The sequence below is a fragment of the Streptococcus sp. 27098_8_74 genome (genome assembly GCF_041431705.1).
GTDB lineage: Bacteria > Bacillota > Bacilli > Lactobacillales > Streptococcaceae > Streptococcus > Streptococcus salivarius_E.
Genome location: NZ_JAPVYF010000022.1, coordinates 13,796 through 34,368, shown reverse-complemented (window position 1 = coordinate 34,368; position 20,573 = coordinate 13,796). Strand labels below are relative to the sequence as shown.

At 39.8% G+C, this 20,573-nt stretch carries 15 protein-coding genes and 2 pseudogenes; 4 read left to right on the top strand and 13 right to left on the bottom strand.

What is annotated here, in order from left to right; genetic code table 11:
- Positions 1 to 179: 179 nt before the first annotated feature.
- The 4 genes from O3670_RS08780 to cls (O3670_RS08765) form a co-directional block, all read right to left on the bottom strand.
- Positions 180 to 833 (bottom strand): DNA alkylation repair protein, encoded by a 654-nt coding sequence (locus O3670_RS08780; protein ID WP_371596012.1) that lies wholly within the window; start codon positions 831 to 833, stop codon positions 180 to 182.
- Between the two features lie 15 nt (positions 834 to 848).
- A complete protein-coding gene (gene cls, locus O3670_RS08775; RefSeq protein ID WP_371596011.1) occupies positions 849 to 2,423 on the bottom strand; it encodes a cardiolipin synthase in 1,575 nt (524 codons plus the stop codon).
- A 134-nt stretch (positions 2,424 to 2,557) separates the two neighbouring features.
- Entirely contained in the window at positions 2,558 to 3,070 is a 513-nt protein-coding gene (locus tag O3670_RS08770) for a GNAT family N-acetyltransferase (RefSeq protein WP_371596013.1), read from the bottom strand.
- Positions 3,071 to 3,150: 80 nt separating this feature from the next.
- A complete protein-coding gene (cls, locus tag O3670_RS08765) occupies positions 3,151 to 4,701 on the bottom strand; it encodes a cardiolipin synthase (protein ID WP_175064910.1) in 1,551 nt (516 codons plus the stop codon).
- 149 nt (positions 4,702 to 4,850) lie between these two features.
- Here cls (O3670_RS08765) and O3670_RS10970 point away from each other — a divergent pair.
- A pseudogene (locus O3670_RS10970) lies at positions 4,851 to 5,159 on the top strand (hypothetical protein); the annotation flags it as partial.
- Between the two features lie 261 nt (positions 5,160 to 5,420).
- Positions 5,421 to 5,744 carry a potassium channel family protein gene (locus O3670_RS08760; RefSeq protein WP_037611796.1) on the top strand — a complete coding sequence of 108 codons (324 nt, stop codon included), beginning with the start codon at positions 5,421 to 5,423 and terminating at the stop codon, positions 5,742 to 5,744.
- On the opposite strand, the gene O3670_RS08755 is transcribed toward O3670_RS08760, so the two are convergent.
- The 3 genes and pseudogenes from O3670_RS08755 to O3670_RS08745 form a co-directional block, all read right to left on the bottom strand.
- On the bottom strand, positions 5,715 to 5,996 hold the full coding sequence (locus tag O3670_RS08755; protein WP_002891204.1) for a protein rep: 282 nt from the start codon (positions 5,994 to 5,996) through the stop codon (positions 5,715 to 5,717). The two genes, O3670_RS08760 and O3670_RS08755, sit on opposite strands and share 30 nt — an antisense overlap.
- Positions 5,997 to 6,308: 312 nt before the next feature.
- Positions 6,309 to 8,093 (bottom strand): excinuclease ABC subunit UvrC, encoded by a 1,785-nt coding sequence (gene uvrC / locus O3670_RS08750; protein WP_371596010.1) that lies wholly within the window; start codon positions 8,091 to 8,093, stop codon positions 6,309 to 6,311.
- A 59-nt stretch (positions 8,094 to 8,152) separates the two neighbouring features.
- A pseudogene (locus O3670_RS08745) lies at positions 8,153 to 8,847 on the bottom strand (YjjG family noncanonical pyrimidine nucleotidase).
- A 275-nt stretch (positions 8,848 to 9,122) separates the two neighbouring features.
- On the opposite strand from O3670_RS08745, the gene sdaAB reads away from it, so the two are divergent.
- Both sdaAB and sdaAA read left to right on the top strand, forming a co-directional pair.
- The gene (sdaAB, locus tag O3670_RS08740) at positions 9,123 to 9,794 is read left to right on the top strand and encodes an L-serine ammonia-lyase, iron-sulfur-dependent subunit beta (RefSeq protein WP_060933717.1); all 672 of its coding nucleotides are present in this window, start codon (positions 9,123 to 9,125) and stop codon (positions 9,792 to 9,794) included.
- Positions 9,795 to 9,806: 12 nt separating this feature from the next.
- Complete coding sequence (sdaAA, locus tag O3670_RS08735) at positions 9,807 to 10,676, top strand: L-serine ammonia-lyase, iron-sulfur-dependent, subunit alpha (protein ID WP_060933718.1); 870 nt, start codon at positions 9,807 to 9,809, stop codon at positions 10,674 to 10,676.
- A 91-nt stretch (positions 10,677 to 10,767) separates the two neighbouring features.
- Here sdaAA and O3670_RS08730 read toward each other — a convergent pair whose 3' ends face one another.
- The 6 genes from O3670_RS08730 to O3670_RS08705 all read right to left on the bottom strand — a co-directional run bounded on the left by O3670_RS08730 (position 10,768) and on the right by O3670_RS08705 (position 20,397).
- The gene (locus tag O3670_RS08730) at positions 10,768 to 11,694 is read right to left on the bottom strand and encodes a transketolase family protein (protein WP_060933719.1); all 927 of its coding nucleotides are present in this window, start codon (positions 11,692 to 11,694) and stop codon (positions 10,768 to 10,770) included.
- Entirely contained in the window at positions 11,691 to 12,548 is an 858-nt protein-coding gene (locus O3670_RS08725) for a transketolase (RefSeq protein ID WP_060933720.1), read from the bottom strand. Before O3670_RS08725 ends, O3670_RS08730 begins: the two co-directional genes overlap by 4 nt.
- 3 nt (positions 12,549 to 12,551) lie before the next feature.
- Positions 12,552 to 13,898, bottom strand: a complete 1,347-nt coding sequence (gene ulaA / locus O3670_RS08720; protein ID WP_060933721.1) for a PTS ascorbate transporter subunit IIC — start codon at positions 13,896 to 13,898, stop codon at positions 12,552 to 12,554.
- 12 nt (positions 13,899 to 13,910) lie between these two features.
- The gene (locus O3670_RS08715) at positions 13,911 to 14,195 is read right to left on the bottom strand and encodes a PTS sugar transporter subunit IIB (RefSeq protein WP_037612076.1); all 285 of its coding nucleotides are present in this window, start codon (positions 14,193 to 14,195) and stop codon (positions 13,911 to 13,913) included.
- A 3-nt stretch (positions 14,196 to 14,198) separates the two neighbouring features.
- Positions 14,199 to 16,229 (bottom strand): BglG family transcription antiterminator, encoded by a 2,031-nt coding sequence (locus O3670_RS08710; RefSeq protein WP_060933722.1) that lies wholly within the window; start codon positions 16,227 to 16,229, stop codon positions 14,199 to 14,201.
- Between the two features lie 259 nt (positions 16,230 to 16,488).
- Positions 16,489 to 20,397 carry a GH32 C-terminal domain-containing protein gene (locus O3670_RS08705; RefSeq protein ID WP_175062940.1) on the bottom strand — a complete coding sequence of 1,303 codons (3,909 nt, stop codon included), beginning with the start codon at positions 20,395 to 20,397 and terminating at the stop codon, positions 16,489 to 16,491.
- Positions 20,398 to 20,573: the final 176 nt, after the last annotated feature.

The following is a 20,573-nucleotide window of genomic DNA, read 5'->3' as shown; positions in this document are numbered from 1 at the left end:
TGGTAAGGGATAAGAGGCATCTTTCGATGAGAGTAGCAGGTTCACACAACTACTCAAGGTCCGCTCCTGCGTTACAATTTAATGTAGACCTCCTCAGCGCAAAAGGCTCTAAAGAGCCAATCGACTCATCGCATGTTTCTATTCTAGCATAATGAACGCAAGAGTCAAGCTCTTGATTTCTATAAATACTTACTTCCCTCACGAATGCTAAGAGATGCCATTTGACTAGCATGTTGATCAATAAAAGCTCGAACCCAATCAGGATTTACCTTTGAGTAATTGCGCAAACTCCAACCGATAGCCTTGTTAATGAAAAGCTCAGTCTGTCCAAAGTTGTTACAGATAACCTCAGCTAAGAGGTTTGTATCAGTCAATTCTTTACGCATAAGCTGGTGGTCGATGGCAATACGTCTCAACCAAAAATACTCATCCAGACTCCATTGACGCATGATATTCTTGGTTTCTGGGTAGTGAAAAGTAATCTCCCCGATGATACGGTCCAACTGATCTATACTGTCCCACCATGATTTGGTTTGAGCCAATTCCTTTAGCTTTGAAAAATCTTCAGGTCTAAGCTCCTTCTTCTTTTTATCCAGATAATCCATAGCAATATATTGAAACTCACGGTAAGGTTGCTGCCAACACTCTTCCACAAAAGTCCAATCAATTGGATCCTTCATGAAAGGCTTAAAAAACTCTCTTTCAATCTTTCTAAGAATTGTTTTTTGAACGCCAAGAAATCTGAATTTATTTTTCATATAGGCTTCCATGTGTGGTACTTTAGCTGGATCAGCTTGGTCTTCTAACAGTTTCAAAAGGATTTTTGCATCCATATGACTACTCCTATATTACATCAAAGGTCCAATCAAAGAAAAGAGATAACCACTCAAACGATGAACTAGAGGCATTTTAGACAAACTTTCCAAAGTGACTTCCTCTGAAAGAGCTTGGGTTTCCTCAAAATCCTGAACAATTTTGAGCACTTCCAAATTTTTATAGAGATAAATCCCATCTTCAAAATTTTGATAGAGACTTCGGTAGTCTGTGTTAATAGTACCTACAACAGCTTGGTTGGCATCAGAAACATAAACTTTAGCATGGACAAAACCTGGCGTATAGCGGAAAATACGGACGCCAGCATCCAACAGGACTTTAAAGTAAGTCGTAGCAATGTCAAAGGCATACTGTTTATCAGGAATCCCTGGCATAATGATACGTACATCCACACCTCGTCTGGCCGCAAAGGTCATAGCTCTTACGAGTTCGTCATCCAAAATCAGATAAGGGGTCATAATATGGACGTAATTAGTTGACGTATTTAGAAGATGTAAATAAACATTTTCTGCAACCTTGTGATAGGTCAGGGGCGAATTGCCGTAAGGGAGAACAAAGCCTTGACTCTCTCTTTTTTGAGGTTTTTCTTGGAGATATCGCTCCATATCAGCTGAATCATCAACTCCAGTCACTGACCACATGGTCAAAAAGAGGGCCTTGAGAGTTTGCACAGCTGAGCCGTCTAATCGAATCGCAGTATCCTTCCAATGACCAAAACGCTCTCGTTTATTGACATACTCATCAGCGATATTTACACCACCAGTATAAGCAACTTGACCATCAATCACAGTAATCTTCCTATGGTCTCGGTAATTGTAATAAGTCGATAAAATTGGTTTGATTGGTGAGAAGGCCTGAGCTTTAATACCGACCTTGTGTAGCCTCTCGATATAATCATAAGACAAGGTGGTCATCTCATTCATCCCATCAAACATAACACGAACGTCAAGACCTGCCTTAGCCTTCTCCTCCAGGATGGCTAATATCTCTCCCCACATGACGCCTTCATCAATGATGAAATACTCCATGAAGATATAACGCTCTGCCTTTTTCAAATCCTCCAACAAGGCTGGGAGCATGTCGTCTCCAAGTGGGAAATAGGTGAGGACTGTGTCACTGTAAATAGGAAAATGAGCAGGACTCTGTTTTAAAAAATAAGCCAGTCTTCGAAGTTGCCTATCGCTATGGAATAGATAGTCCTCAACCTCTGGATCGGTAGCTAAATAGCCTGAAGCCTGAACTGTTGCTTCTACAAGACGCTTTTTCAAACGCCTGACACCAAAATCAGCAAAAGAAAAATAGAGCAGAGCTGTCCCAAAAATTGGGAAGAGGGAAATGATTATCATCCAAGACAGTTTGGAACGGGAGTCCATGGAACGATTGAGTAAATAAAAGAAGGCAAAGACACTCAATAAGTGTTCCCATAAAATAATGGATGGGAAATGCTCTTTCAGACTGACATAAGAAAAGATTAGGAAGGTAAGTTCAAGAATGAAAAAAAGGGAAATGGGTACCGTGCGATTAAGCAGGATTTTTTCCCATTTAGAAGGTTTCTGAGGCAATAGTCGGGCACTTGTTTCTTGGGACATATAGACTCCTTTAGTACATAGAAATTGACTCACAGTTTAAAGCTTTTTCTACGATTTCTCAAATATTAGTATCATTCTAGCATGGTCAGATTACATAGTCAATTTGTCAACATTGACTAGACATTTCTAGCCTTTTACCATATTTTTCTGATAGGACCATCTAAGGTCTTTTGCATCCAGACGATATCATGCCATTGTTCAAACTTGTAACCAACTTTTGGAAAATGAGCCACTTGGACATAACCACGTTTTTCATGCATGGCAATACTAGCCTCGTTCGGAACAGCAATACAGGCTAAGAATCGCAAAAAGCCTCGTTTTTCGAGTTCCTCTTCGAGAGCATCATAGAGCTGACTTCCCAGACCTCGACCACGCGCATCTTTATGCAGATAGATAGACAATTCTGTCGTCCAATCATAGGCTGTTCGAGCATAGTAGGTTGAGGCATAAGCATAGCCGAGAACTTGTCCATCCTCTTCTGCTACGAGATAGGGATATCTTTCAATCGTATTGCTGATGCGTTTTTCAAACTCTTGAACACTGGGAACCTCATATTCAAAAGTAATGGCGGTCTTTTCAACATAGGGGGCATAGATTGCCTGAATAGCTTGTGCATCAGCCAAGTTGACTGGACGAATAGTTAACATCATTTTCTCCTTCGACTTCATTATCTATATTTTAAACTATAAAAGAAGAGGGCTCAACCCTCTTCTTACAGATAGTGATATTACATCAATGGTGCAACTAGTTTGATCAATAAGCCTAGGGCCTTTTGATGGAATGGAAGATTTTTAACATCAGTCGTGCTGACTCGGTGACACTTAGCTTTTGTCGCTTGAAAATCTTCTTCAATTTCTAGTACCGAGTCAGTCCTATAGAGATAGGTCGCACACTCAAAATGATGGTATAGACTTCGGTAATCTAAATTAATGGTTCCTACAACAGCCCTACTATTATCACTTACAAAGACCTTGGCATGAATAAATCCAGGTGTGTACTCATAGATTTTAACGCCAGAGGCTAGCAGTGTTGGGTAGTAGGTCTTAGCTAGGTAGTAAACTGACTTTTTATCAGGAATGCCAGGCATAATGATACTGACGTCTACCCCACGCTCAGCCGCAAATTTCAAAGCATGCAGTAACTCACCATCTAAAATGAGATAAGGGGTCATGATATGAACAAAATCACGAGCATGGTTAAGAATATCAATATAGACATTTTCACCGACCTTATCCTTATCAAGTGGATTGTCCCCGTAAGGTACGACAAAACCAGGAGTGTCAAAGCCCTCATGTTCAACCATATAGGATGTCACATCTAGCAGTTCATGAGAGTAGGTCCACATCTGAAGAAAGAGGACTAAGAAAGTATCAACCGCTGGCCCCTCCAGCATGAGTGCAGTATCTTTCCAATGACCGAAACGCTCAATCTTGTTAATATACTCGTCAGCTAAATTAATCCCGCCTGTAAAAGCAACCTTACCATCAATCAGCAAGATTTTTCTATGGTCACGGTAATTATAATAGGTAGACAAGAAAGGCGTCACTGAGGCAAAAACACGAGATTGAATGCCTATATTTTGCAAACGTTTCTTATAGTCGAAACTTAAGGTTGAAAATTCATTCATACCGTCATACAGAACTCGAACTTCCACCCCTTCTTGAACCTTCTGTTTCAAGATTGCTAGGATTTCACCCCACATTTCACCTTCACCAATGATGAAATATTCCAAGAAAATGTACTTCTCTGCTTTAAGGAGCTGTTTCTTCATTTCCTCAAACTTAGCTTCCCCACTTGGGAAATAGGTTGTCTTCGTGTGACGATATACCGGAAAATGCCCATTCACATTTTCGAGATATTGGACCAAGTTATAGTTACTTGTGTGACGCTGTTTAAGCTCTTCGAGGGCCTGATCATCTTGTTTCAAAATACCAGAACTGCGGTCAATATTGCTCTGAATAGCACGCTTCATCCCTGTGTAACCTAGATCAAGTTTCGTATAAGCCAAGAGCAAGGTTCCGATAATAGGAAAAGGCAATACAAGCAGGAGCCAAGTATTGACGGCTGTTGATTCCATATCACTCTGGAAGAGATAAATAATGGCCAAAATACGAAGGACTACTTCTGTCACCTGAAGATGGACCCTATATTGTTGCAACCATAAGTAAGACATGGCCACAACAACAAGCTGCAGTAAGATGATTAAGAAGATAATCGTAGCACGACTAAAGATTCCACGAAGAAAGCCGCGACGACTCTTATCATAAAGACGTTCAATTTTAGTTTCGTTTTTGATAGCATGACTCCTTATCTTTTTTTGTTAATCTTATTATAACAAAATTTGTAAAATTAAGCTAGACAGAAAAAGCCATCTAGGCTAGTCTCAGATAAACACCACATTTATCTGAAAGGAACTAACATATAGGACGAAATGGATTACCGAAACAAATGGATTTTACGAATGTTTCTCAAAATTATGAGGCTGGGACAAAAGTCCTAGCCTCTCAATTTGTCTTTGGATTGTCGAGAAAGACGCAGTGGTTGAGTGGGCTCTACTACGCTGATTTCATCAGCTTTTACAGCCCTACTCAACTGTGCGGAGGTGGGACGACGAAATCGAATTCTAACGAATTACCGATTTCTGTCCCACTCTCAAGAAATAGAATTCCTAGGAAATCATTGAATTATCAATCACCCTACCAAGTTTTTCTGAGTTACTTGAAAAGTCTAACTTAATTTGACAATTTAGGTCCCAATTTGTAAAATTAAGCTAGACAGAAAAAGCCATCTATGTTAGGCTCAGATAAACACCACATTTGTCTGAAAGGAACTAAGATAAATGACCTATACTCATCTTACCACAAACGAGCTTGTAACGATAGAGGCTTACTATCAAGAAAACATAATAAAAATTAATATAAAAAGTTTCTAAAATACATATTTAGACACTTTTTGTATGCTATAATTTTCATTAACACTATAACAAAGGAGAACCAAATGAAACGTTTAAATACTCTATTTCATATTATAAAAGTTACAGGTTTTAATCAATTTTTGACAAGTTTTGTAAGTTTTATTTTTATTTCAGGAGGAATACTTTTATTAGTTGAACCTCAAATAAGTAATTACTGGGATGGACTATGGTATGCTTTTGTCACATCAACAACAGTAGGTTACGGAGATATACTAGCTACTACTCTAATCGGACGTATTACTAGCGTCTTTTTAACTGTATATGGACTTATTTTTTTTGGATGCTTATCAGCCGTAATTGTCAATTACTACAGCAAATTAAATACACCTAATAATAAAACTGACTAACATATTTCTTAGTAACTGTAAAAAATAATTCTTTCTCTGCCAATTCCAAACGGCTACAATTTCCTGACCTCGCGATACTTCTTGACTATCCTCTCCAGTCTGAACAAGATTACCATCTTCGACATCATCTAAGTCTAATTCTTTCTTGATAGTCTTGAAGAGTTTTCCAAATCCAATCTGTCGTTTCCGATAAAGTCCCTCAAACAAATCACCCGTTATCCGTTCCTTCGTCTCTTCAGGCAAGACAATCACTTGTTTGTCATTCTCTTTCTCGACATCAAATGGATTTTACTAATATTTCTCAAAATTATGAGGCTGGGACAAAAGTCCTAGCCTCTTTATTGTTTTTGGATTGTCGAGCAAGACGCAGTGGTTGAGTGGGCTCTACTACGCTGATTTCATCAGCTTTTACTGCCCTACTCAACTGTGCGGAGGTGGGACGACGAAATCGAATTCTAACGAATTACCGATTTCTGTCCCACTCTCAAGAAATAGAATTCCTAGGAAATCATTGAATTATCAATCACCCTACCAAGTTTTTCTGAGTTACTTGAAAAGTCTAACTTAATTGTTATCATTTAATTTATCTAACAGAGCCTCTGCTACTTTTTCTGGAATGCCAAGGGAATGGATATCCTCAACAGTAGCTTTTTGGATAGCTGTCATAGACTTGAAGTGTTTGAGGAGTTTTTGTTTGCGCTTAGGTCCTAACCCCTCCACGCCATCAAGTTTAGAACTGAAACTATTCTTACTACGGACTTGACGATGGAAGGTGATGGCAAAGCGGTGAACTTCATCCTGAATACGGTGAAGGAGGAAAAATTCCTCGGATTGACGTGGCAAATCAATGACTCGCAAAGGATCTCCAAAAAGCAATTCATTGGTTTGGTGCTTGTCATTTTTCTGAAGACCTGCAACTGGGATAGATAGATTGAGTTCCTTGCGAAGCACATCCTTGGCTACATTGACCTGACCTTGACCACCATCCATGATAATGAGGTCTGGTGGCGTTAGACCATCACGTTTGACACGACTATAGCGACGACGAATGACCTCACGCATACTGGCATAATCGTCAGGGCCTTCAACAGTCTTAATCTTGTATTTGCGGTACTCTTTTTTATTAGGTTTACCATTTTCAAAGACAACCATGGCAGAGACAGGGCTAGTTCCCATGATATTAGAGTTATCGAAAGACTCGATACGGACCGGTGTCGGAATCCCCATGAGTTTGCCTAGATTTTCAATAGCTCCTTGGGTCTTAGCCAAGTCTTTTTCGAGGAGATCAAATTTTTGGGTCAAACTGACGCGGGCATTTTTCGTCGCCAGATTAACCAACTGCTTCTTCTCTCCACGTTGAGGTTTAAAGACCTTGACCTCATCTCCAACTAGAGCCTCAACAGACTCTTGATCAATGTCTCCTGGAATGAAAATCTCCTTAGGCTTGAGATGACGACTATCCAGATAAAACTGACCCATATAGGTTAGGAAATCTTCCTCAGCATCATTATAATAAGGGAACATATTGACATCACGCTGAATGAGTTTCCCTTGGCGAACAAAGAAAACCTGAACACACATCCACCCCTTATCCACGTAGTAACCGAAGATATCACGGTCCTGCATGTCTTGACGGATAACCCTTTGCTTGGTCCTAAGCGTCGAAACCGCCTCAATCAAATCGCGATACTCCGCAGCACGCTCAAACTCCATCTGGTCAGACATATCCTTCATCTTGGCCTTAAGCTGATTAACGATTTTATCATCATGACCGTTTAGGAAATTCTTGACATCTTCAACCAAACCTTGCCAATAGTCCTCAGTGGTGTGACAGATGGTGTGGGCATTACATTGGCCAATATGGTAATAGAAACAGACCTTATTGGCCGGATTTTTACATTTCTTAAAGGGGAAAATACGGTCCAAAAGCTTCTTGATTTCATTGGCCGCACCAGAGTCTGGGTAAGGACCAAAATAGAGACCGCCATCCTTCTTAACCTGGCGGGTAATCAAGAGCCTTGGATAGAGCTCCTTAGTAATCTTGATAAATGGATAAGACTTGTCATCCTTGAGGCGGATGTTGAATTTAGGCATATTCTCTTGGATAAGATTAATTTCCAAAAGCAGGGCCTCAATATTGGACTCGGTTACGATAAATTCAAAGTCTGCAATCTCAGATACCAAAAGCTCCGTCTTAGTATCATGACTTCCACGAAAATAGCTACGCACACGATTTTTTAGATTTTTAGCCTTACCGACATAGATAATATTGCCGAATTTGTCCTTGTGGAGATAGCACCCCGGGTTGCTTGGGAGCAGTTCCAACTTATGTTTAATCAGATCATTCATGCCTTCATTTTAGCAAAAAAAGAGCTAAAAAGCTCTTCGGAATCATGGCTATCATAGCTTTACTTGGACAAAATCTTCAGGATTTCCTCATAACTTTTGACTTGATAGGTTGGAACAGCTGGAGTCTCATTGACTAGGTTACTTGGATTGAACCAGACACTATCAATACCCGCATTATTACCACCCTGGATATCAGCAGTTAGACTATCACCAATCATGAGAGCTGAGCTTGGGTGAAAATCATGGACCTGATTGGCAATTTTATCAAAAAAGTCTGTAGACGGTTTGTGGGCACCCACCTCATCAGAGATGAAAACATCGTCGAAGAAAGGTAAAATACTCGAAGCCTGCAGACGACCACGTTGGATATAGCTAACACCGTTAGTCGCTGCATAAATCTTGTGGCCACGGTCTTTAACGTTTGATAAGAAAGCATGGGCCTGAGGCAACTCCTGCCCCTGTTGACTCAAGAAATGTTGGTAACGGCCTGCTAAGTGACTACCATCAACCTCCTGTCCAAAATGGTCAAAAAGACGCGAAAAGCGCGTGCGAAGCAATTCAGGTTTTGTAATCAAACCATGGTTGAGGTCCTCCCACATGGAACGGTTCATGGGATATAGTGGTCCTTGTAAACTTTGAGATCTTGTGAAGCCACCCCAGCCTCTTCAAGCAAGTAGTTTAAGGCCAAATCTTCAGCACGGTCGAAATCTAAGAGTGTGTGGTCAAGATCGAAAAGTAAATGGGTATAGGTCATGGCGTATCCTTTCTGATACTTGAATCTTTAGGCTCTATTTTACCACAATCTAGCTATATATGAATAAATAAAAAAGGACGACCCGCAGGCCGCCCTCTCTGATTTATGAAAAATAAGTATTGCTTACTTAATAGAGCACTATTATATCTATTGAACCTTAAAGAAAGCTTAAAATAAGTTATTTTTTTATGGTTTCAATAGATTTTTACTTAAACAGCGAATCTCTCTAATTCATGGTATACTGAAAATACAAGATTAATCAAACGAGGCGTGTTATGAAAAATTTAAAATTTCAATCCGTTTTTGACATTATAGGTCCTGTCATGGTCGGACCTTCCTCTAGTCATACTGCAGGAGCTGTTCGTATTGGAAAAATTGTTTCTGCCATCTTTGGTGATATACCCACTGAAGTAGAATTTCAACTTTTTAATTCCTTTGCCAAGACCTATCGAGGTCACGGGACAGATGTGGCTCTTGTGGCGGGTATTTTAGGCATGGAAACTGATGACCCTGATATTCCGCACGCACTGGACATTGCATACGAAAAAGGCATCAAGGTCTATTGGAAAATCAACAAAGATAGTAATGCGCCGCATCCCAACACCACTCGTATTACACTAAAAAATGCTACAAAAACTATCTCTGCCACTGGTGTTTCCATCGGTGGAGGGAATATCCAAGTGACTGAGCTCAATGGTTTTGCTGTTAATCTCAAGATGAATACACCGACTCTCATCATAGTCCACCAAGATGTTCCAGGAATGATTGCTCTTGTGACCGATATTTTATCTCGTTATGGTATCAATATCGCTCAGATGACCGTCACTCGAGAAAATGCTGGTGAGAAGGCTATTATGATTATAGAAATTGACTCGCACCAGTGTGATGAGGCCGTCAATGAAATTGCTAGAATTCCTCATCTACATAATGTCAACTTTTTCAGCTAAGAGGGGGATTGCATGTTTTACACTATTGAAGAATTGGTTCAACAAGCTGACCGAGATTACCAAGGTAATATCGCAGAGCTCATGATTGCCACAGAAACAGAGCTAACTGGACGTGAACGTCCTGAAATCCTATCTCTTATGACTCGAAATCTTGAAGTGATGATAGAGTCTGTTCAGGCTGGTCTATCCCCTGAGAAATCACCAACTGGCTTAACCGGGGGAGATGCTGCCAAACTGGATGCTTATATCAAAAATGGAAAGACCCTGGCTGATTCTGCTGTTCTGGGGGCTGCTAGAAATGCCATGGCCGTCAATGAATCTAACGCCAAGATGGGCTTGGTTTGTGCCACACCAACGGCTGGTTCAGCAGGTTGTTTGCCCGCTGTTCTAACAACAGCTATCGAAAAATTGGGCTTGAGCCAATCACAACAACTAGATTTTCTCTTCACTGCTGGCGCATTTGGTCTAGTCATCGCAAATAACGCCTCAATTTCTGGAGCAGAGGGAGGATGTCAGGCCGAAGTTGGCTCTGCCTCTGCTATGGCTGCTGCCGCTATTACAATAGCTGCTGGTGGAACCCCCTTCCAAGCTAGCCAGGCCATCTGCTTTGTACTAAAAAATATGTTGGGACTCATTTGCGACCCAGTAGCCGGATTGGTCGAGGTTCCTTGTGTCAAACGTAATGCTATGGGAGCAAGTTTTGCCCTAGTAGCTGCCGATATGGCCTTGGCAGGTATCACATCTGCCATTCCAGTCGACCAGGTTGTTGACGCTATGTATCAGGTAGGTTCAGCCATGCCAACTGCCTTCCGTGAAACTGCTGAAGGTGGCTTAGCAGCAACTCCGAAAGGAAAAGCACTCGCAAAAGAAATCTTTGGTTGAGAATTAGTCGATATCCGTAGATTACTAATTCAAACATATAAAAGGCAAACATCTTTTAGTAGATGTTTGCCTTTTTCAGCTATGTCTAAACTTAGGATAGAATCTGTTGGATTTCTCGTCTGATACTATCTTTATCTAAACCATATTCCTTAAGAAGATAATCTTGTTGTCCTACTTGGCCAAAACGTTCTTTTATACCAAGTCGATAAACTGGTGTATTTACTTTGGTCGCCATCATTTCACAGATCGCACTACCTAAACCACCTATAACATTATGATTTTCAACAGTTAGTACTGGTTTATCCAACAACAAAGTTTCTACCTCAGGATGAATTGGTTTAACACGAAAGAGATCAATGACACCAACCGAATAACCTTCTTTTTCTAAAGAGTTCGCTACTTCTAAACAAGGAGCAACCATTATTCCACAACAAACCAAAGTAAGATCTTTTCCTTGTTTTAGATTAATATACCCTTTAGAGAAGTCTTCATCTCCTTTATATAGAGGGGATGGTTTTTTCCGAATAGTTCTAATATATTTTAAGCCACTCAAATGTAAAGTCTGTTGCAATACTGACTCAAATTGGATATCATCACTAACTTCAAAAACCGTAGCGTTAGGGACTAAGCGAAGGAGACCAAGCTCCTCAAAAGGCATATGCGTTCCACCATTCATCTCAGCACTAATACCGGCGTCTGATCCAATAACAGTTGCACTTAATTGAGCATAGCCAAGTGAAATAAACAACTGGTCAAATACTCTCCTTGAAGCAAATGGTCCAAACGTATGGAAATAAGGTTTAAACCCTTGGATGGATAAACCAGCAGAAAGGCCGACCATCTCTGATTCCATGATTCCACCATTAATGTATCGCATGCCAAATGCTTTCCCTAAATTATTTGTTCCCATTGAACTCGATAGATCCGCTTCTAATGCAACAACTTCCGGATGACTTTTATTAATATCAAGTAGGAAATCTCTGTAAACTAGACGCATTTCTTTTGCTTCTCTTTTCATACCATATCCTCCAGCCGCTTACGCAAGTCAAACACTGCTTTTTCTAACATTGCTCTTTGTTCATCTGAAGGGCGTAAATGATGATTAGCTGTCATAGTTTCAAGTTCAGGAACTCCTTGTCCTTTCACAGTATCTAGGACAATACACTTTGGTTGGTTAGAGGTCGAAGATTGCAATTCAATAATCGCATCGTAAATTTCCTTAATATCTGAGCCATCTACACGAATCGTTTCAAATCCAAAGGCTTTAAACTTCTCAACAAAGTCGCCAGGATTGCAGACCTCCTCTGTCGTCCCATCAAGTTGTTTTTTATTATCATCAACAAATACCAAGAGATTTCTCAATTTATGATGTGCTGCAAATTGAATTGCTTCCCAACATTGACCCTCATTTAACTCACCATCACCAACAATTGTATATGTAAAATGTGGAGAATCATTTATAATTTGACCATAAGCTATTCCAGTAGCAACGCTAATTCCTTGACCCAAAGAGCCTGTCGTCATATCAACTCCTGGAGTTAGATTTCTATCTGGATGTGACGGAAGTCGCGTACCATTCGTATTTAAAGAATGAAGAAAGTCTTTATCAAAAAATCCTTTTAAATAAAGTGTGCTATATAGAGCAGGACCAGCATGTCCTTTAGATAAAACGAAGTAATCTCTATCCTTCTTCTTAAATTGCTCTGGAGCCATATTCATCACTTTTCCGTATAACACGGCAAGTACTTCTACGACAGAGAGACTTCCACCATAATGTCCAAATCCTAAATGATTCAAGGTTTCCAGTGTATTTAATCTAATTTTGGTAGCAAAAGACTTTAATTCATGTACCTCTTTTGGACTTAGGGCCATAGCTTACTCCTCCTTAGCAGGTGCTTTATAAACGAGAGAAATTCCAACCATAGCTACAAGGACAACGATAAGACCAATAATAATACCAGCTTGTGAACCAACTTGGTTTAGAACACCAAGAATAATTCCTGACAAACCAAAGTCTGCATCTGAGAAAGTAGAACCTTGGAATCCAAGAGAACCAAGAACAGGCATCAAGAATACTGGCAAGAAGCTAATCAGAACACCTTGTAAAAAGGCACCAATTGTTGCTCCACGAACACCACCTGAGGCATTACCAATAACCCCTGCAGTTGCACCACAGAAGAAATGAGGAACAACACCTGGCAAAATGACAACAGATCCAGTAGCAATCATAAGGGCCATACTTACCAAACCACCAGCGAAACTAGAGATAAAACCAATCAAGACCGCATTGGGAGCGTATGGATAAACAATCGGACAGTCCAGAGCTGGTTTAGAATTTGGAACCAAGCGTTCAGAAATTCCCTTAAAGGCTGGTACAATTTCACCCAAAATTAAACGAACACCAGCGAGGATGACAAATACTCCTGCAGCAAATTGTCCAGCCAATTGAAGGGCATAAACTAAACCACTAGTACCACTACTCAATTCTTTTTCAATGTACCCTGACCCTGCAAAAATGGCAACGATTAGATAGATAATTGACATTGAAATTGTAATACTTACAGTACTATCACGTAAGAATGCTAAACTTTTTGGGAATTTTATATCTTCTGTTGATTTTGATTTATCCCCAACAAGACCACCAACAAATCCACTTAACCAATATCCCAATGAACTAAAGTGACCTAAGGCAACTTTATCATTACCAGTTAATTGAACCATGTATTTCTGAACGAAAGCTGGCGATAGACTCATGATAATACCTAAAGCTAGACCACCCAATAAAATTAATGGTAAGTTAGTAAATCCAGCAACTGATAAGATAACCGCAATCATACATGCCATATAAAGCGTATGATGACCTGTCAAAAAGATATATTTGAAGCGGGTAAATCTTGCAATAAGAATATTGAAGACCATACCTGCAAACATAATCATGGCTGTTGCTGAGCCGTAAGTTGTCAAGGCAACCGCTACAATCGCTTCATTATTTGGTACAACTCCTGATAGATGGAAGGCTTTTTCAAACATTGTTCCGAATGGATTCAAGGAACTTTGAATAATTCCTGCACCACCTGATACAACTAGAAAACCTACAAAGGTTTTAATACCACCCTTAATAATATCTGGTAATGCTTTCTTTTGAAGCACCAAACCTAGAATAGCAATTAAAGCCACCAATATGGCTGGTGTACTTACAATATCTAATAAGAACTTAATCATTGATAGAACCTCCTAAATAAGACCCTTTTCTTCACAAATTTTAGTTACTAATTCTTTCAGCTCATCCATATCAATAATGCTATTTAGTACCCTTACGTCACCTAGGTGTCCTGCTGAATCTTCCAAGTCACGTCCAACAATCCAAATATCCGCAGCACTTGGATCCGCACCACCTAAATCATAGTGTTCAACCTCAACACCAGTCACTCCTAGTTCGCTAAGAATAGATTCGATATTCATTTGAACCATAAAGCTAGAACCTAGTCCTGAACCACACGCTGTACCAATTCTCAACATAATTTAGTCCTCCTGTTGAATAATTTCTTTGATATCATTAAACTCTTGAGCTGTTAACAATCTTTCAACCTTAGCATTATCACGTAAAATCATCGTAAGATGTTTTAATGCTTTTAGGTGAGTCTGATTATCGACAGCAGCAATACAAATTAATAAACGAATTTCTTGAGCTGGATCATCCAGCAGATAAATTGGGTGGTCTAAAACCAACATGGACATGCCCACTTCATTAACACCATCTTCGGGTCTAGCATGGGGAATCGCAATTCCCTTTCCTAGATTAATGAAAGGTCCAAATTCTTCGACTTTTCCAATCATTGCTTCTGGGTAGTTGGCGGTAATTTGGCCACTTTCCAACAATGGCTGAGATGCTTTTCGAATAGCGTCCTTCCATCCCATTTTTTCTGAACTTCTATGAAACATTTTTTCCGTAATTAAATCTTGTAACAAAGGTAACACTTCCTTTCTCTGAATTTCTTCATATATAAATTTTTTCAGAGCAATGCGTAATTCTGATTCTTGTGAAACTGAAGCAAATCGCTTAATCAACTCAAGCAACCTCTCTAGCTCAATATCTTTGGAATCCATTTCTGGAAAATCTTTTGAGACTAATTGCACTAATTGTGAAGATTGCTCAACAGACATCATTACTGATACTAAATACTGAGGTTTTTTAGTATCAACTTTTACTGTTGAAAATACTAAATCGAATTCTTCATCCTTAAACTCATGCAAACGATCAACTCGAGTAACTCCGATAAAGCTAACCTGCGGAAATAAAATGCGTAGGTTTTCCTTTATCATAAGTGAAGAGCTCGTACCATTTGGACAGACAATAACTGCTTTGTAGTTTTTTCTAGTCGTCTCCTTCTTCTTAAGATAACCACCAAAATGAACGACAAAGTAAGCTATTTCACTGTCTGGAATAGGTTGACCTACAACCTTTGACAAGGGCTCCAAGGATTCCTTAACGAATTCAAATAAGTCTGGATGCTGTTCTTTTATCCTATCTGTATAATCATTTGAACTAGGAAGACCAAATTTTAAGCGATAGTAAACTGGAATCAAATGCTTCATCAAATTATCTTTGAGCGTGGCTTGCTTAGAAAATTGTAAAAGTGTAATACTTTCCATTTTTTCTACAATTTGATCCGTTAAAGTTTGGAAATAACTAAAATCAACAGAGGTATTTCCTTCAAAACCACTAGACAAGAGCCCAGCTATATATTGGCGATCTGATCTAGTAAAATTACTATCAAATCCCCCTAAATCATAAGCATTATCCAATAAAATATCTGCCAAATTACGTATCTGAGAAGGAGCCTCTATCTCCTCTGAAACTACTCTGGAAACTTTCCTTTGATAACGACATAAAATAAGCGTTATTCCATACAAACATTCTTGTAACTTATCGGAAATTGGCGTAAGATGTAGAATTTTTGAATAATCCTGAACAAGTTTATTTAAAATCTCAAAGGTAATACCATGAGGCCAAGCAGAAATAACATATTCAAGTCCCCAAAGTCCGACAGGAGAGTTTAGTAACTCATTAATGACTTTAAAAGCCATCAAATGTTTCTGTTTTTCATCACCAAGTATAATGTATCCTTGAGATCTAGAATATTCTATATCCAAGTGATGAGTTTGCAGATTCTTTCTCAAAGAACGAATATCAGACAAGGTGGTATTCTTACTAACCTTCAAAAAATCTTGATAGTGCCAATTGGAAACAAAATCCGTCCGACAAAAAGTATAAAGGTAAATTAACTGTAAACGAATCCTTTTGGGAAGCTGTAATTCTTCAGAACCAATTAAAGTCGCTATATTTTCATCGTTTAGTATGCCAGTAACGTAATACCTCCCTTTATCTTGCTCGATTTTTATTCCTCGGTTATCAAGATAAATAGTTAATTGATTGATACAATCTCTAACGTCTTTTATTGAGCAACGAGTTTTTACAGATAACTCATACAAAGAAAGATTTTGATTAGCCAGTAATGTTATCAAAACTACTATAATTTTATGATCAATCATTTTTTAACCTTTCTACTTAGATTATATGACACCGCTTACAAAACATAAAGATAATTAGGGCACAATTTAGAACGTTGTAAAAACTCTTTAGATTGTGCCCAAGATAGTATTTTAATGGATTTTAAAATAAAGCGACTTACAAAATCAAACCTTTTGAAAAGAACTGAATCATCCCATGACTATTTCTAAGCAAAAAAACTTAGAAGTATGAGTGCTTCTAAGTTTTTTCTTCTTATATAGCCTTTTCAACGTTTTGATCTTAGTTGAATAACCATTTTGTCAAAAAGTGCCATGTTTCTTTGGCAATACTTGCAAGGAAGGTTGATAGACTAAATTTGTTAAATGTTTTTAGGAGATTGTCAACTATTGGAGCAATAGTCTTAGGTGTTTCCACTGGAGTCTTACTTTCTTCTTCCTTACCAGTATTATCCTGAGATGGATTTGGTACTGTACTTGTATTGTCATGGCTATTATTTTGTCCAGTTGGTTCAGGCTCTGGAGCAACCTCAGGTTGATGCTCAGGTTCATCTGGTTTATTTTCCGGACTTGGTTCTGGACTAGGTTGTGGTTGAGGATCAGGTTTGATCGGCTCGTCAGTGGTGTCACTACTTGTGTTTGTCATTTTTTCAGTAACGAAGAAATTTTTGAATTCTACTGCTCCATCCCAAAGACCAACACCTACATGGGCTTGATTGAAGTAATTATCCACGGCATCAAATTGATGATGGAGCACTTCCTTACCATCGACATAGACTGTCATGGTGTCCTTGCCCTTTTCAACCTTGACGTGGTGGTACTGACCATCGTTGATTGCTTTATCCAGATGAGCTTCAGCGATGGTTTCACCACCAAAACGGAAGAGACGTACAGTATCGTTGTCAGCAAATTGGACAGAGTAGGCACGGCCTGGTTCTTCACGTTCCGCAGCTACAAAGAGGTTGACCAATCCATGTTGGTATTTGACGTCGATATCATAGTCAAATTGCTTGAAGCCATTACTTTCATAAGCCATGAAGAAGTCATTGGCACTGACATTGCTATCGTAAAGCGTATCGTCATCAATATACCAATTACCAGTGACAGCTTTCAAGCCTTTAAGGTTGGTCGCAAAATTATTGAGAGTGATGGCAATCTTAAAGGTCTTGGTCAATGAAGGATTTTCAACTGAGGTTGCTGTAACAGTGAGATGACCTTTATGAAGAGCTTTGAGAGAAAGTTTATTGTCATGTTCAGTATATGACACCAAACTTGGATCACTGACCGTCCATGTCACATCTTGCTCTTCAGAAGCGGGTGCGAGGTAAACCTGCAAGTCCTTGCTTTGACCAACTTCGAGGGTCAAATCACCTGCAACTGTGGTGTTCATGGCAACAGCCTTAGTGACTTCCTTCTTGTCAGTCCAAGTACTCTTAATTGGGTAGATAGCAATATTTGCTTTGGCTGGACCACCTTCAACCAAGACGCTCGCTCCAACGGCTCTTGGGCTTGGGAAAATCTGATTGGCCCCAGCTACCGTATTGCCCTTAGCAAAGACTTCCACACTCGCACGGTCCACATAAAGATGCAAATCAATAGAACCATCTTCATTGCGAGTCACTTGTTGGCTATTAACCTTAGCAAAGGCATCAGAAAGAATTGTCCCAGATTGGCTACGGTCAATAGACAAAGTTTCCTTGGTTAAATCGTAAACGACCTTTGTAGCTTGACCATCACCGACGCGAAGGTTAAATCCAACTGCAGTCGTGTCCTTACCTGGTACAAAGTGAGAAACCACTTCATAAGTATCACCTGAGAAATCTTTAAGCAGTTCATTGTCAGAAGCTACTCTGACATTTTCAAAATACTGGGCATTATCTGTATCACGAAGGCTTTCATAGGCCTTAACAGGTGTTTGTGTTAAGAGGTAACGGTCGCCTGATTTAACCAAACCAAGGTCAAGGTTAAGGTTAAAGGTACCATTAAATTTTTGACCAACAGTATCTGCAACTAGATTGCAATAATCTTCCCAAGTGTTCATCCAGTTGATTTCAGTCAATTGCGGGATGTTTGGATGGTCAGCTGTCCCAAAATCATGAACATAGTAAGTCATGGCAGCATAGGAATCCTTACCAAAATTCATGATTTCATCATGTTCTTGGTAAACTTCATCAGCTACAAAGGCCCACTTACCATCCACTTGTTTAAAGTCTCCAACCTTGTAAGAACGACCACCACGTGAGAGGACCCACTTGAGTGCCCCATCATTGGCCACAATTGGATAGAGGTCAGGACATTCCGTATGCAAATCCTTATAGGTTGTTTCAACCTGCCAGTTCTTCAAATCTGGTGAGGAATAAATGCGGAGTGGACCACCAGCAAGGACCATAAACCATTGGTTATCCCAGCGAAAGACCTTAGGATCACGGAAATCTTGGTTTTGAAGTGGGTCCTGAGACCAGTCGGCAACCACCTTATCATATTTTTGCCAAGTTCTACCCTCGTCCTCACTATAGGCAATTTCAATCCGTTGCCCATTACCATTTGAAGTGATAATAGCTACCAGACCGCCTTCCGGAGATTTGAAGAGACCTGAGCTATTGGTACTATCAACCACGACAGAGCCTGAGAACATGTGACCTGTTGCATCTGGATAAAAAGCAATTGGCTCTTCATCCCAATGAAGCAAGTCTCGGCTGGTCGCATGAGCCCAGTGCATTGGACCCCATTTGGTATCATCGTAAAATTGATAGAAAAGATGGTAACGTCCTTTGTAGAAGACCAAGCCATTAGGGTCATTAGCCCAGCCATCCTTAACAGAATAATGATACTGATCACGGTAAAGCTCGTTGTAATAGACATCATCGCTCTGTCTTCGGTGGATATTGACACGGTAGGTCAAGGTCACTGGACGACCAAGCGAATCGGTCACACTACTTTCAATAGTAAAGTAATTGGAACCTACAGCCACTGGCAATTGAGAAATATCTGTGTAGACATTTCCTTTGGCATCTTCAACCTTGATGACAGCATTAGGATTGTGCTTAGTAATATCAAAGCCTACCGTCTCAGCATTATGCCCTACATATTGGATATGAAGTGGTTCTTGGGAGAAGAATTGGGCTTGTTTTTCAACAGAGCCTGTCTTTGAGGTTACCACGAGATTGTCAATCAAAGGAAGACTGGCACCGTCAAGATTGACATAACGGGTGTTTCTGAAAATGACATTGGCATTCCAATTAAGAAGACCAAAATAGCCCTCTGAAATAACCTGTGGTTGACCCTTGTCACTTTTTTGAAGAACAGAGTCACCTGTACTAGCCACAAGTACATCATTGACATAATAAGATAGCCACTGATTAGCCGCAACCACTTTAAGATTGTAGGTTTCATCAGCAGTTGGTGTCACATCTTTTTCATCTACGAGTTGAATATCCTGATTATTGACCCAACGCCAAAACTTAACCTTATGGTTACCAGAGTCCACATTGACCCCATACATATTTTTGTTACTGCTATCATTGTTACCACGGAAAATGAGGGCAGCTGCACCACCAGCTTCCTTGAAGGTCACATCCGTAGAATAAACAAAATTTTTGCCCTCAGATTGAGAATAAAGGAAAGAGTCTCCCTTGTCTTTGGCATCTGAATGAATGCCATCAGCCTGCATTTCCCAGTGACCATTTTGATCTGCGGTCATTCCCTCAAGATTGGTAACTGCTTCATTATTAGGCAAATCCGTTTTATCTTCTGTCACATGAACAGGACTTGTACTATTGGTTTCAACTGGCGTTTCTTGACTGTTCTGATTCAAATCAGCTTCTTTCGTTTGATTAGGCACTTTTTCAGCCTCACTAGCCTGTGTTTGGACTTCTTTTGGCTGATTAGGACTAGGCTGAGTGAGATTCTCTTGAGCTGTTATAGCAGATTCGGAAACAAGAGACGGGCTAGGCTCTATCACTTGGGGGACTTCTTTGGTCGTGCTGGGAGCAACCTCAACTTGTGGAGCAACTTGATGATCAGTCTGAGCTACCACCTCCTGAGGTATTGGGCTCACAGTTGCCTGTTCCACTTGGTCCGCATAGACAGGACCAGCCAGGGCCAAGCCTGCAAAACTTACCAAGGCACAGCCATAGACCCATGTCTTCCCACTTTTACGCATAAACCAATTTTTACAAACAGTATCATTCATGACTCTTCTCCTTCTTTAGAGCAACATTAAATGTTATCTCAGTTTTCATGAAAATTCAAAGTCAATACATTTGCCTTTATTAATAATCCTATCAAAGTTTCCGGAAATATCTTTAGGGTTTACATTAAAACGGTAAACGCTTACTTTTAATATCATTATATCACTATAATCTGAAA

Excerpts from the sequence above, each read along its gene's own strand:
- cls (WP_371596011.1), bottom strand. The coding sequence starts at position 2,423 with ATGTCCCAAGAAACAAGTGCCCGACTATTGCCTCAGAAACCTTCTAAA.
- O3670_RS08710 (WP_060933722.1), bottom strand. The coding sequence starts at position 16,229 with ATGATTGATCATAAAATTATAGTAGTTTTGATAACATTACTGGCTAAT.
- sdaAB (WP_060933717.1), top strand. The coding sequence starts at position 9,123 with ATGAAAAATTTAAAATTTCAATCCGTTTTTGACATTATAGGTCCTGTC.
- uvrC (WP_371596010.1), bottom strand. The coding sequence starts at position 8,093 with ATGAATGATCTGATTAAACATAAGTTGGAACTGCTCCCAAGCAACCCG.
- ulaA (WP_060933721.1), bottom strand. The coding sequence starts at position 13,898 with ATGATTAAGTTCTTATTAGATATTGTAAGTACACCAGCCATATTGGTG.
- O3670_RS08730 (WP_060933719.1), bottom strand. The coding sequence starts at position 11,694 with ATGAAAAGAGAAGCAAAAGAAATGCGTCTAGTTTACAGAGATTTCCTA.
- O3670_RS08715 (WP_037612076.1), bottom strand. The coding sequence starts at position 14,195 with ATGTTGAGAATTGGTACAGCGTGTGGTTCAGGACTAGGTTCTAGCTTT.
- O3670_RS08780 (WP_371596012.1), bottom strand. The coding sequence starts at position 833 with ATGGATGCAAAAATCCTTTTGAAACTGTTAGAAGACCAAGCTGATCCA.
- sdaAA (WP_060933718.1), top strand. The coding sequence starts at position 9,807 with ATGTTTTACACTATTGAAGAATTGGTTCAACAAGCTGACCGAGATTAC.
- O3670_RS08760 (WP_037611796.1), top strand. The coding sequence starts at position 5,421 with ATGAAACGTTTAAATACTCTATTTCATATTATAAAAGTTACAGGTTTT.
- O3670_RS08705 (WP_175062940.1), bottom strand. The coding sequence starts at position 20,397 with ATGAATGATACTGTTTGTAAAAATTGGTTTATGCGTAAAAGTGGGAAG.
- O3670_RS08770 (WP_371596013.1), bottom strand. The coding sequence starts at position 3,070 with ATGTTAACTATTCGTCCAGTCAACTTGGCTGATGCACAAGCTATTCAG.
- O3670_RS08725 (WP_060933720.1), bottom strand. The coding sequence starts at position 12,548 with ATGGCCCTAAGTCCAAAAGAGGTACATGAATTAAAGTCTTTTGCTACC.